The organism is Luteimonas abyssi (assembly GCF_001482195.1).
GTDB classification, from domain to species: domain Bacteria; phylum Pseudomonadota; class Gammaproteobacteria; order Xanthomonadales; family Xanthomonadaceae; genus Luteimonas; species Luteimonas abyssi.
In genome coordinates this window covers 1,359,530-1,372,138 of the sequence record NZ_KQ759763.1, presented here as the reverse complement: position 1 = coordinate 1,372,138, position 12,609 = coordinate 1,359,530, and the positions used below count along the sequence as shown (strand labels likewise).

Annotated in this window: 8 protein-coding genes; 3 read left to right on the top strand and 5 right to left on the bottom strand. The window is 69.3% G+C overall.

All coding sequences use genetic code 11. The features are described 5' to 3' along the window. Positions 1-24: 24 nt before the first annotated feature. Complete coding sequence (locus RG19_RS05625) at positions 25-3,894, bottom strand: methylmalonyl-CoA mutase family protein (protein WP_058834417.1); 3,870 nt, start codon at positions 3,892-3,894, stop codon at positions 25-27. Positions 3,895-4,084: 190 nt separating this feature from the next. Here RG19_RS05625 and RG19_RS05620 point away from each other — a divergent pair, with 190 nt between their 5' ends. Continuing rightward, entirely contained in the window at positions 4,085-4,693 is a 609-nt protein-coding gene (locus RG19_RS05620) for a hypothetical protein (protein ID WP_202905320.1), read from the top strand. Positions 4,694-4,802: 109 nt separating this feature from the next. On the opposite strand, the gene RG19_RS17150 is transcribed toward RG19_RS05620, so the two are convergent. The 4 genes from RG19_RS17150 to RG19_RS05605 form a co-directional block, all read right to left on the bottom strand. Further along, positions 4,803-4,976 carry a DUF1328 domain-containing protein gene (locus RG19_RS17150; RefSeq protein WP_082672496.1) on the bottom strand — a complete coding sequence of 58 codons (174 nt, stop codon included), beginning with the start codon at positions 4,974-4,976 and terminating at the stop codon, positions 4,803-4,805. A gap of 129 nt (positions 4,977-5,105) precedes the next feature. Beyond that, complete coding sequence (locus tag RG19_RS05615; RefSeq protein ID WP_058834416.1) at positions 5,106-6,017, bottom strand: alpha/beta hydrolase; 912 nt, start codon at positions 6,015-6,017, stop codon at positions 5,106-5,108. 37 nt (positions 6,018-6,054) lie between these two features. Next, the gene (locus RG19_RS05610) at positions 6,055-6,669 is read right to left on the bottom strand and encodes a TetR/AcrR family transcriptional regulator (protein WP_058834415.1); all 615 of its coding nucleotides are present in this window, start codon (positions 6,667-6,669) and stop codon (positions 6,055-6,057) included. Positions 6,670-6,989: 320 nt separating this feature from the next. Next, positions 6,990-9,059 (bottom strand): C1 family peptidase, encoded by a 2,070-nt coding sequence (locus tag RG19_RS05605; protein WP_058834414.1) that lies wholly within the window; start codon positions 9,057-9,059, stop codon positions 6,990-6,992. Positions 9,060-9,357: 298 nt separating this feature from the next. On the opposite strand from RG19_RS05605, the gene RG19_RS05600 reads away from it, so the two are divergent. Together RG19_RS05600 and RG19_RS05595 are read left to right on the top strand one after the other, a co-directional pair. After that, positions 9,358-10,914: a phospholipase D family protein gene (locus tag RG19_RS05600; RefSeq protein WP_058834413.1), complete on the top strand. Its 1,557-nt coding sequence runs from the start codon at positions 9,358-9,360 to the stop codon at positions 10,912-10,914. Positions 10,915-11,379: 465 nt separating this feature from the next. Beyond that, the gene (locus tag RG19_RS05595) at positions 11,380-12,480 is read left to right on the top strand and encodes a Glu/Leu/Phe/Val dehydrogenase dimerization domain-containing protein (RefSeq protein ID WP_058834412.1); all 1,101 of its coding nucleotides are present in this window, start codon (positions 11,380-11,382) and stop codon (positions 12,478-12,480) included. The last annotated feature ends 129 nt before the right edge of the window (positions 12,481-12,609 follow it).

Below are 12,609 nucleotides of genomic sequence, written 5' to 3'. Positions count from 1 at the left end.
CCATGCGAACACATCAGATTAGATCTACATATTCCGCCGATACTCCCCACCCACCTCATACAACGCATGGCTGATCTGTCCCAGGCTATGCGTCTTCACCGCCTCGATCAGCGCCGCGAACACGTTCTCGCGCGCACGGGCGGTATGCTGAAGGTACGCCAGTTGGTGGTCGTTTGAGGCGGTGTTGCCGGGCTCAAGAGCGCCCTCACCCCGGCCCTCTCCCGCAGGCGGAAGAGGGGGAAGCGCTGGCGCCAGGGCATTCCGTCCGGCCTGCCACGCCTGCACGTTCGCGATCTGCTGCCCCTTCTCCTCCTCCGTGGATCGAATCAGCTCGATCTCGGTAGCGACCTCGCCGCCGCCTTCTTTAGGCAGGAACATGTTCACGCCCACCAGGGGCAACGAGCCGTCGTGCTTCTTGTGCTCGTAGTACATGGATTCTTCCTGGATCTTGCCGCGCTGGTACATGGTGTCCATGGCGCCCAGCACGCCGCCGCGGTCGCTGATGGCCTCGAACTCCTGGTACACGGCCTCTTCCACCAGGTCGGTCAGCTTGTCGACGATGAAGCTGCCCTGCCAGGGGTTCTCGCAGAAGTTCAGCCCCAGCTCCTTGTTGATGATCATCTGGATGGCCACGGCGCGGCGCACGCTTTCTTCCGTGGGCGTGGTGATGGCCTCGTCGTAGGCGTTGGTGTGCAGGGAGTTGCAGTTGTCGAACAGCGCGTACAGCGCCTGCAGCGTGGTGCGGATGTCGTTGAACTGGATCTCCTGCGCGTGCAGGGAGCGGCCGCTGGTCTGGATGTGGTACTTCATCATCTGGCTGCGCTCGTTGGCGCCGTAGCGCTCGCGCATGGCGCGCGCCCAGATGCGGCGGGCGACGCGGCCGATGACGGTGTATTCCGGGTCCATACCGTTGGAGAAGAAGAACGACAGGTTGGGCGCGAAGTCGTCGATCCGCATGCCGCGCGCGAGGTAGTACTCGACGATGGTGAAGCCGTTGCTGAGGGTGAACGCCAATTGGCTGATCGGGTTCGCCCCGGCCTCGGCGATGTGGTAGCCGGAGATGGAGACCGAGTAGAAGTTGCGGACCTTGTGGTCGACGAAGTACTGCTGGATGTCGCCCATCATCCGCAGCGCGAACTCGGTGCTGAAGATGCAGGTGTTCTGGGCCTGGTCTTCTTTCAGGATGTCGGCCTGCACGGTGCCGCGCACGGTGGCCAGGGTCTCGGCCTTGATGCGGGCGTAGGTGTCCGCGTCCACCAGCTGGTCGCCGGTCATGCCCAGCAGGGCCAGGCCGAGGCCGTCGTTGGTGGGGGGCAGGTCGCCGTGGTAACGCGGGCGCTCGCGGGTTTCGAAGAAGGCGTCGATGGTCTTCTCGGCCTCGGCCCAGCGGGCGTCGTCGGCCTTGAGGTACTTCTCCACCTGCTGGTCGATGGCGGTGTTCATGAACAGCGCGAGGATCATCGGCGCGGGGCCGTTGATGGTCATCGAGACGCTGGTGGTGGGCGCGCACAGGTCGAAGCCGGAGTAGAGCTTCTTCATGTCGTCCAGCGTGGGGATGTTGACGCCGGAGTTGCCGATCTTGCCGTAGATGTCCGGGCGCGGCGCCGGGTCCTCGCCGTAGAGGGTGACCGAATCGAACGCGGTGGACAGGCGCGCGGCCGGCTGGCCGACGGACAGGTAATGGAAGCGGCGGTTGGTGCGCTCGGGCGTGCCCTCGCCGGCGAACATGCGGATCGGGTCTTCGCCGGTGCGGCGGTACGGGTACACGCCGCCGGTGTAGGGGTAGCTGCCCGGCAGGTTCTCCTTGCCCAGGAAGGTCAGCAGCTCGCCCCAGCTCTTGTAGGTGGGCGCGGCGATCTTGGGGATCTTCTGGTGGCTGAGCGATTCGCGGTAGTTCTCGACGCGGATGGTCTTGCCGCGCACCTGGTATTCGTTGACGTCGTCGGTGATGGATTTCAGGCGTGCGGGCCATTCGCGCAGCTGGCGCAGGTGGTCGCTGGAGAGGGCCTGGACGGCGTCGTTATAGCGCTGGCGGAGGGTCAGGAGGGAGCGGTCTACGGCAGGAGCGGGAGCGCCCTCATCCGCCCTTCGGGCACCTAGACTCGCGACATCCATGTCGCTCGCCCTTCGGGCGGCTGCGCCGTCCAAATCGGCAGTCCCTGCCGATTTGTCTCCCGCGGGCGGGAGAAGGGAAGCACTCGAGTTCGCGGGGGGGAGAAGGGCGTCGCCGTCGTAGAGATCCAAGGGTTTCGGGAGTGCGGGGTCCTGGAGTTCGCTGAGGGCCTGCCAGAAGGATTGCGCGCGGTCGGCGGCTTCGGCCTGGCGTTCGATGTCGCTGTTGATGCGGCGGCCGCCTTCGGCGATCTCGGCGAGATAGCGCACGCGGCTGCCGGGAATCAGCACGGTGGCGCGCGGTTCCTTCAGCGTGGTGTCGATGCTGGGTCGGAAGTCGCAGCGGGGGGAGAGGAAAAGGGGGTCAGAGTCACTTTCCCCCTTTGCGATCTCGCCCGATACGGGTTGAGCGGGGGGAAAGTGACTCTGACCCCCTTTGCCCTCCCCTTTTCCCTTCTCGCGCAGCAGGCGGCACAGGTTCTCGAACATCCAGCTCACGCCGGGGTCGTTGAACTGGCTGGCGATGGTGGGATAGACCGGCACGTCGGCGTCGGCGGTCTGGAAGGCGACGCGGTTGCGCTTCCACTGCTTGCGGATGTCGCGCAGGGCGTCCTCGGCGCCGCGCTTGTCGTACTTGTTGAGCACGATGAGCTCGGCGAAGTCGATCATGTCGATCTTCTCCAGCTGGCTGGCAGCGCCGTAGTCGCTGGTCATGACGTACATCGGGAAATCGACCAGATCCACGATCTCCGAATCCGACTGGCCGATGCCGGCGGTCTCCACGATCACCAGGTCGAACGCGAGGCCCTTGAGGAAGCCGATGCAGTCCTTGAGCACGGCGTTCGTGGCGACGTTCTGGCGGCGCGTGGCCATGGAGCGCATGTAGACGCGGTGGCTGCGCAACGAGTTCATGCGGATGCGGTCGCCCAGCAGCGCGCCACCGGTGCGGCGGCGGGTGGGGTCGACCGAGATCACCGCGATGCGCATCTCGGGGAAGCTGGCGAGGAAGCGGTTGAGCAGTTCGTCGGTGACCGACGACTTGCCGGCGCCGCCGGTGCCGGTGATGCCGATGACCGGGGTGCGGCCGCCGGCCAGTTGCCATGCCTTGCGGAGCTTCGAGAGCTCGCCCTCGCCCAGTTCTCCGGTCTCGATCCGCGAGAGCACGCGGCCGATGCCGATCTCGTCGTCGATGTCGGGAGGAAAGGGAACGGGGTCAGAGTCACTTTTCGGGGCGCCATCCCGGGCAGACCGAGACTCGATCCCCGAAAAGTGACTCTGACCCCGTTCCCCACGTTCCCGTTCCCTCCCCTCGCGGCCGGTGCGGGCGCGCTGCACCACGTCCTCGATCATCTCGACGAGGCCCATCTTCATGCCATCGTTGGGGTGGTAGATGCGCTCGACGCCGTAGTCCTGCAGCTCGCGGATTTCCTCGGGCGTGATCGTGCCGCCGCCACCGCCGAAGACGCGGATGTGGCCGGCGCCGCGCTCCTTGAGCATGTCGACCATGTACTTGAAGTACTCGACGTGCCCGCCCTGGTAGCTCGACAGCGCGATGCCGTCGGCGTCCTCCTGCAGGGCAGCGCGCACCACGTCCTCGACGCTGCGGTTGTGGCCCAGATGCACCACCTCCGCGCCCTGCGACTGGATGAGCCGGCGCATGATGTTGATCGCGGCGTCGTGGCCGTCGAACAGGCTGGCGGCGGTGACGAAGCGCAGCGGCGCGGTCTCGGTCTCGCGCTCGGGGGCGCGCTGGTCGATGGAGGAATTGGCTGGCGTGCTCACGGCGCGCTCCCGGGTACTGAAGGATGCGCCGATTGTAGCGGTCGGGCCCGGAACGGTTTCGGACGAAAACATGCTGCGGTGCGGCATATTTCCGCAGTCCGCGGGTGCGCCGCGCGGTTCCCGCGACGGCCCGACCCGCTTAGGATCGGACCGGGACGGCCATCGCGGCCACGCAGGGAGCACGCGCCTCTTGGACGACGCGACACTCGAGCTGTATCAGGTCGACGCCGGCGCGGCGTTCACCCACGTGCGCATCATCCTCGGCATGGTGCTGGGCCTGGCGGTCTCGCGGCTGCTGGTGGGGGTGTCGCGTTTCATCCAGCATCCCGACAAGTTCCGGATCTACCCGGCGCACCTGGTCTGGGTGGCGTTCCTGCTGGCGGCGATCGTGCGGTTCTGGTGGTTCGAGTTCCAGCTGCGCAACCTGCCCTACTGGACCTTCGTCACCTATCTGTTCCTGGTCTTCTACGCGAGCCTGTACTTCCTGCTGACCGCGCTGCTGTTTCCGGATTCGATGGAGGAATACGCCGGTTACGGCGACTACTTCCGCTCACGCCGTGCGTGGTTCTTCGGCATCCTGATCCTGCTGTTCTCCGCCGACGTGCTGGACACCGCGCTCAAGGGCGCGGACTACATGGCGCGCCTGGGGCTGGAGTACTACGCGCATGTGGTGGCCATCGTGGGGCTGTCGATCGCGGGCATGGTGGCGCGGCGCGACGGCCAGCAGCTGACCATCGCCCTCGCCGCACTGGCGGTGCTGGTGGCGTTCACGCTGCGGCACTTCGTGGTGCTGGGCTGAGAAAAGAAAACGGGGTCAGAGTCACTTTTCGGTGACGGTCTGTCTGCATCTCCGCAAACGTGACCCGAAAAGTGACTCTGACCCCGTTTTTTCCCCGTTTTTTCCTCCGCTAGGTGACCTTCTTGAAGATGGTCACGCCCAGCAGGAACAACACCACGGCGATGATGATCGCCGCCCAGAACAGGAACTGGGCGATGCCCATCGAGGCGCCGGCGATGCCGGAGAAGCCGAGCGCACCGGCGATGAGGCCGATGACGGCGAAAATGATGGCCCACTTGATCATGTCGAACTCCTGGTGAGAGACCGGCGGCGCGGCGCACGTCCCGCCCGGTGGCGGGCCCGGTGCGCGTTGCCTGAAACCGGTGGAGACGATGCTGGCGATGGCCGTGTCCTGCCTGCGTGAATGCGGGTGTCAGGCCACGCCGTACGGCAACGCCAGCGACGACACCACGCGTACGCCGGGCGAGCCGCCCCGCAGGAACCGCAACGTCGCCTCGATGGTGTCCGGCGCGGCCGCGATGCGGTGGTGGCCGGCACCGGTCACGGTGAGCAGGCGTGCGCCGGGCCAATAGCGGGCGTAGCGCTCGCCCTCCTCCCACGGCACTTCGTCGTCGGCGCGGTCGTGGACCACCAGTGCCGGGATCCCCAGTGCGGGTGCGAGGGCCTGGGGCGTGAGGTCGGCGAGACGCACGCCGAGCCGCGTCTCGAAGCGCTCGAACATGCGCGTCACCAGCCGGTCCTGCAGGGCGACCTGCCGGCCGAAGCGCTGGCCGGCGGCGCGCATGTCCGCAGCAGGCGCGATCAGCACCGCGCGGTCGGCGCGTATCCCGCGCGACAACGCGACCGCCGCGGCCATGCCGCCCATCGAGTGGCCGACCACCGCGGCCAGCGACGCGTGCTGCGCGGCGACCGCCAGCGTCGCTTCGACGAAATGCGGCAACGAGGCCTCGTCGCCGCCGCTGCGACCGTGGGCCGGCTGGTCGAACGCGACCACGGCATAGCCGGCCTCGCGCAACGGGCGCACCCAGGGCAGGCAGCGCAGGCCGTAGCTCGACCAGCCGTGGACGAACAACACCGTCGGCTGGCGGGCGGGATCGCCCCAGACATAGGTCGCCAGACGCGCATCGCCGCAGGCGACGGTATCGGTCCGCGCATCCCCCCGATCGGCATTCTGCGCCCGCCGCCGCATCCCTGCGTGCGGAGTCGCGAACAGGCGGGTCGCATAGCGCAGGGTCAGCGCAGGCGCCAGCCAGCTGCCGGTCGCGAAACCGGCGCGCAGCCAGGCCGGGGCTTTTTTTCGAACGGTCGTGCTTTTTTCGGACATAGGCGGGGGCGTCGTCATGACGTGGCTCGTGGTCGGGTCAGGAGGAGGAAGGCGCGCGCCGCGCGTCCAGGAGATCCAGCAGCGCGCGACGGCCCATCGCCATCGCATCGGCCGGGCGGTACAGGGCGCGGGTCTGGTGGGTGCCGTGCATCATCGAGATCAGCTCGAAGGCGAGCTGGCGCGTGTCGGTGTCGGCGCGCAGTTCGCCGCTGGTCACGGCCAGCCCCACCGCGCGTTCGAGGGCGTCCAGCCAGCGCGTCATCCACGCCACGACGTGGTCGCGCATGGGGCCGGGCTGGCCGTCGTATTCGATGCAGGCCCCGAGCACCACGCAGCCGTTGGGGTTCTCGCCCAGCCAGACGAACCAGTTGTCGACCAGCGCATGCAGGCGGGCCAGCCCGCGCGGCTGCGCGAACGCGGGGCGCATCACGTGTTCGAAGAAGCGTTCGCTGGCCGTGTCGAGCACCGTGCGCAGCAGATCCTCGCGGGAGCCGAAGTGGGCGAACACGCCGCTCTTGGACATGCCCACGGCGGTGGCGAGCTCGCCGATGGAGAGGCTTTCCAACCCGCCCCGCGCGGCCATCGCATGCGCCTGCGCGACGATCGTCTCGCGGGTGGCGACGCCCTTGGCGGTGGCGACTGCGGTCGGCATGGCGGCCTTTATAGAACGACCGTGCTTTTTTGGCAATGGCCGGTTCGGCCCGTCTCGCGACGCCGACGTCCTGCACCGGGCTCGCTCACTGCCCGGCCATCTGACCGTCCTCCTCCCGGCCCGCTGCCCGGCTGGCTACCCGGCTCGCTGCCTCGCGCCCTGTCCCGCGCACGGCCCCAGGCACGCTGCGCCCGCTCCGCGCCCGCACGCGACCGCCCCCAGGGCCGCACTCGGCCGGCACACGGTCGCCGCCAGGACGGACCGCCGCCTTGCGCTGCCCTGTGCCGGCGGGGGCCATCGGCGCCCGGCCGCACGGGCGATCAGGCGGTCTCGCAGATGGCGCGATACAGCCGGCGGCGGCGATCGTCGAGGCCGTCGGTGGACGCGTGCAGGGCGACGTCGGCGGGGCCGGCGCCGAGGTCGAGGATCCGCGCGACCGTCGCGCACAGGGTGGCGGCGTCGTCGTCGAAGGCGCCGTGGGTGGCGGCGTGCGAGGCGTCCGGCGCGCCCTGGGGTTGGTCGACGGTCGGCGCCTGGATCCAGTCGATCAGGCCGTCGCGGATCAGCGCGCGCATGTCGGCATCGCCGAACTCGGCGTCCTCGATGAAGCGGGCCATGCCCGCCAGCGGCGTGCCGTGGCGGCGGCTGCGGTCGATCCAGTTGCGCGCGGTGGCCTCGAACGCGTGCGCGACCAGGTACAGCAGCGACTTGTTGTAGATGCGCGCGCAGTGGTCGGCGCGCTCGGCCTGGTCGGTCAGGGTGAACAGGCTGGCGCGGCCGATGCGGCCGGCGCGCAACGCGGGGGCGAAGGTCTGGTGGAACAGGTCCATGGTGAGCGCCGGTGCCCACAGGTGGGCGCTGTCGATGCGGCCGCCGAGGCCGAGCATGCCGACGGCCGGGCCGTCGGCGATCTGGCCGTCGGTGGTCAGCAGCTGCACCAGCGGCGCCAGCAGCACCGAGCCGCCGCTGTGCGCGGCCATGTGGATCTCCACGTCCGGGTCGCGTTGTTGCCAGTCGTGCAGCAGCCGCGCCACCTGGGCCGCGCCGCCGGCTTCCTGCAGGCCGCCGGCGTCGGCACGGGTGACCGCAGTGGTCGCGAGCAGCGCGTTCTCCTTCATCTCGTCCCACATGGCCTTGCCGCCCAGGCGGCGGGCCAGCGGTTCCAGGGTGTCGTCGAGACGGTCGAGCAGCAGGTTGCGGGCGCGGTCGAGCACGTTCTGGCTGCGCGGGCGTGCGGCGTCGCGCAGGATGTTGCCGAGCGTGGTCCAGAAGTCGGTCTTCCAGACGAACGCCAGCGGATAGATCTCCTGGCCGAGCAGTTGCTCGCGGTAATCGGCCACGCGCTGGATGGCGGCCTGCTCGGACACCAGCCCGCCGTGCGCGTACAGCAGCACGCGCTTGCGCGACCAGCCGCGGGTGATGCGCGGCAGGTCGTCGCGCACGAGATTGCGGATGTCTTCCTGGGTATTGCCGAAGCGCCCCGCCCCGCGCAGGCGGCCGTCGTTGCCGAGGCTGACCACGTGCGGGCGCAGGTCCGCCTGCGCGTAGCCCGCCGACTGCTGCGCCATGGCCGAATTGAACACCGCGCTGGTGGCCGGACGCTGCACCTCCACCGGCACCGCCAGTCGCGCCACCCAGACATCGTTGCCGCGCTCGAGCCATTCGTCGTAGCTCACGTGCGCATGGCCGCGCCGGCCCCAGCCCGGGCCCCAGCTGTTCTGCAGCCAGAAGCCGCGGGCGTCGTAACCGACGATGGCGAACGCGTGGAAGCCGGTGACGGCCTGCCGCGCCCAGGCGATCCGGCCGCTGGCCGGCGGCGCCAGCCAGCCCGCGTGCACGGCGGCCGAGGCGTACAGCACGCCGACCTCGGCGAACGCCGCGTGCATGGCGACCAGGTCGCGGTGGTTGACCCGGAAATACGCACCCAGCGGATGCCGCAGGGCATCGCGGGCGCGGCGTTCGGTGTAGCACTCGCGCGTCACGCCCGGGCGCCAGGGCCACACCGCCTCGCGCGCCAGCCCGTGGCGGTGCCAGCCCTTCATTGCCCCGCGGCAGCTGGAGCCGGCGTCGGCGTCGGCGTCGTCGTCCCATTCGTCGTAGCGGCGGGCCATGTCGTAGGCCATGCGCGCACTCAGCCGGGTGGTGTCGGGCCGCGGCCGGCGCATGCGCAGGAGCGTGTGCGCCACGGTGACCAGCGAGAACGCCACGCAGGCGCCCTCCTCTCCCTGGTCGAGCACGGGCACGCGGCGGCGCAGGTGCTGCTCCAGCGGCAGCGTCAGCGGCACGTCGACCAGGGTGGGTTCGAACATGCGGTCGCGGAAGTCGGCGGTATCGGGCCGGGCGTCGAGGCGACGCGTGGGCGGCGCGGGGGCGTTCCGTCGAGCGGGCATGCAATCCCTCCAGGGTGGGCGGTGTGCGGGCGACGCAGGTGATGCGGATGGCACGGATGACGATGTCCGGACGGTCCGCCGGCGGTGCCGGATCGCCGCGCCGCCCGGGATGGATGCGGCGCGGACGGGCGCGACCACGACAACGGCGGAACCGACGACCGCAGCATGCCCGCTGCCGGTCGCGCCGTCCGCGACCGGTGCCGCGATCCCGGTCCCCTGTCCGCACGCGGGTGCGGAAACACCGTGTCCGACCCGCTGCCACTACAATCGGGCGTCGAACCGGGGATCCGACCATCGCATGCGCAAACGGCTGAAGAAGCTCTTCGTCTGGGGACTGATCGCCCTGGTGATCCTGGTGACCAGCGGCATCCTGCTGGCCGATCACCTGACGCCCCAGGCCACCGGCGCGCCCAGCCATGCACTTGCGGTGGAACGCGACGCCACCGCGATCGACCGCGAGCTGGCGCCCCTGCTCGACCGCAACCCCGGCAAGACCGGCACCATCCTGCTGTCCGACGGGCTGGATGCCTTCGCCGCGCGGGCGCTGTCGACGCGACAGGCCGGGCGCAGTCTGGACGTGCAGTACTACATCTGGAAGGACGACCTCGCCGGGCACCTGCTGCTGCTCGAACTGTGGGAGGCCGCCGAGCGCGGCGTGCGCGTGCGCCTGCTGCTCGACGACATCAGCACCCGCGGCAAGGACGGCGCGCTACTGGCGTTCGACCAGCACCCCAACATCGAGATCCGGGTGTACAACCCCTTCCGCAACCGCGACGGCATCGGCCGGCTGGTGGAGATGGTGCAGCGCGCGTGGAGCATCAACCACCGCATGCACAACAAGGCCTGGATCGCCGACGGGCGGGTGGCGGTGGTCGGCGGGCGCAACGTGGGCGAGGAGTACTTCGACGCTGCCGACGGCACCAACTTCCGCGACCTCGACCTGTTGCTGTTCGGGCCGGCGGTCAACAGCGCCAACACCATCTTCGACAGCTTCTGGAACAGCCAGGCGGTGGTGCCCATCGCCGCGCTCACGCGCAAGTCCAAGCGGCGCCTGGACACGGTGATGGGCGAGATCCGGGCCGAGGCGCGCAGCCGCGAGGCGGCGGCGTTCCTGGAGCGCATGGACGGCGCCGAGAGCGTGCGCCGCTACTTCCTGCAGGAGCTCGAGCCGTACTGGAGCGCCGGCCTGCGCATCGTGTCCGACCCGCCGGTCAAGCGCGCGGGCGAGCGCGGCGACGACTGGCTGATCGGCCCGATCCTGGACGACCTGCAGAGCGCCCGGCACAAGGCGCTGGTGGTCTCGCCCTACTTCGTGCCCGGCCCCGATGGGGTGACGCTGATGGCGGAACTCGTCCGCCGCGGGGTGCACGCCGCCGTGGTCACCAACTCGCTGGTCGCCAACGACGTGCTGGCCGTGCACAGCGGTTACAGCCGCTATCGCAAGCAGATGCTGCGCCACGGGGTGGCCCTGTACGAAAGCAAGGCCGAAGCGACCGCCGAGAGCAGCCTGTTCGGCAGCAGCGGCGCGAGCCTGCACACCAAGGCCTACGTGATCGACGACCGCCGCGGCTTCGTCGGCTCGTTCAACATGGATCCGCGCTCGATCGACCTCAACACCGAGATGGGCGTGTTCTTCGACGATCCCGCACTGGGCGCGGCGGTGCGCGACATCTTCCTGGAGCTGTCGGGCCCGGAACTCAGCTACTGGGTCTACGTGGACAGCCGCGGCCGCCAGCGCTGGCTCGACAGCGCGCCCGATCCCGCCGTGGTCCACGACAACGAACCCGAGGCCAGCGTGTGGCAGCGGTTGTTCGTGTGGGGACTGAAGCTGCTGCCGATCGAATCGCAGCTGTAGCCGCATCGCGATCCGACCTGCGGTGCACGCGCATTCCTTCTCCCGCAGGCGGGAGAAGGTGGCGCGCAGCGCCGGATGAGGGGCGCTTGCGCGGCGCCAACGCGCCGCCGGCGTGCCCCCATCCGCCCTTCGGGCACCTTCCCCCGCGAGCGGGGGAAGGGCATTTCTCGATCGTCGAATGCTGCACCGCGCCATCCATCGACTCGGCGGGCGTTCAGCCTCCGCGCGGCCGCCGGGCGCCGCGCCACACATCGAAAATGGCACTATCTCCTTGATTTTGCTGCACCGCAGCGCGTCACGTGTTACCGGCGCCGTACCCGGCGGAACGGGCTTTTGTGGTGTGACCGGCGTATCATGCCGCCCCCATCGGCGGGCCCTTCACTGCCGCCGCAGCGCGCCACCTCTTCTACCACCACAGCGAACGGCGGGCTCGCCCATGCGACCAGCGCCGCAGCGGAGTTTGTGATGATTTTCGAACACCTCGACACCTACGGCCACGAGCAGGTCGTGTTCTGCCACAACAAGGATGCGGGCCTGAAGGCCATCATCGCCATCCACAACACCGTGCTCGGCCCGGCCCTGGGCGGCACCCGCATGTGGCCGTACAAGAGCGAGCAGGACGCGCTGAACGACGTGCTGCGCCTGTCGCGCGGCATGACCTACAAGAACGCCGTGGCCGGCCTGAACATCGGCGGCGGCAAGGCGGTGATCATCGGCGATCCGGCCACCGACAAGTCCGAGGCGCTGTTCCGTTCGTTCGGCCAGTTCGTGGAGTCGCTGGGCGGTCGCTACATCACCGCCGAGGACGTGGGCATCGACGTCAACGACATGGAGTTCGTCTACCGCGAGACCGAGTACGTCACCGGCGTGCACCAGGTCCACGGCGGCTCGGGCGATCCGTCGCCGTTCACCGCCTACGGCACGATGCAGGGCCTGCTGGCCACGCTCAACCGCAAGTACGGCAACGAGGAAGTCGGCAACTACAGCTACGCCGTGCAGGGCCTGGGCCACGTCGGCATCGAGTTCGTGAAGCTGCTCACCGAGCGCGGCGCGAAGGTGTTCGTGACCGACATCAACGCCGACCGCGTCGCGCGTGCGGTCAACGAGTACGGCGCCGAGGCCGTGGGCCTGGACGAGATCTACGACGTCGAGGCCGACGTGTATTCGCCCTGCGCCCTGGGCGGCACCGTCAACGAGGACACCCTGCCGCGCCTGAAGGCGAAGATCATCTGCGGCGCGGCCAACAACCAGCTGGCCACGAATGCCATCGGCGACGAAGTCGAGAAACGCGGCATCCTCTACGCGCCGGACTACGCGGTGAACGCCGGCGGCGTGATGAACGTGTCGCTGGAGATCGACGGCTACAACCGCGAGCGCGCGATGCGGATGATGCGCACGATCTACCACAACCTCACCCGCATCTTCGAGATCGCCGAGCGCGACGGCATCCCGACCTACCGCGCGGCCGACCGTCTGGCCGAGGAGCGCATCGAGATCATCGGCAAGCTGAAGCTGCCGCTGGGCCGTGCGCGTCCGCGCTTCCAGGGCCGCGTGCGCGGCGCCTGACCGCGCTGCCCACACCGTGTCGCCAGGGACGCCACCTTCGGGTGGCGTCCTGCGTTGCGGCGAAGGAAACCGCCAGAATGGGCATGGCGGGCCCGTGTGGACGGGCGTAGCGTAGCCGGGCCCGGTCCC

Coding starts and splice junctions, on each gene's coding strand:
- RG19_RS17150 (WP_082672496.1), bottom strand. CDS start 4,976: ATGATCAAGTGGGCCATCATTTTCGCCGTCATCGGCCTCATCGCCGGT.
- RG19_RS05615 (WP_058834416.1), bottom strand. CDS start 6,017: ATGTCCGAAAAAAGCACGACCGTTCGAAAAAAAGCCCCGGCCTGGCTG.
- RG19_RS05610 (WP_058834415.1), bottom strand. CDS start 6,669: ATGCCGACCGCAGTCGCCACCGCCAAGGGCGTCGCCACCCGCGAGACG.
- RG19_RS05600 (WP_058834413.1), top strand. CDS start 9,358: ATGCGCAAACGGCTGAAGAAGCTCTTCGTCTGGGGACTGATCGCCCTG.
- RG19_RS05595 (WP_058834412.1), top strand. CDS start 11,380: ATGATTTTCGAACACCTCGACACCTACGGCCACGAGCAGGTCGTGTTC.
- RG19_RS05605 (WP_058834414.1), bottom strand. CDS start 9,059: ATGCCCGCTCGACGGAACGCCCCCGCGCCGCCCACGCGTCGCCTCGAC.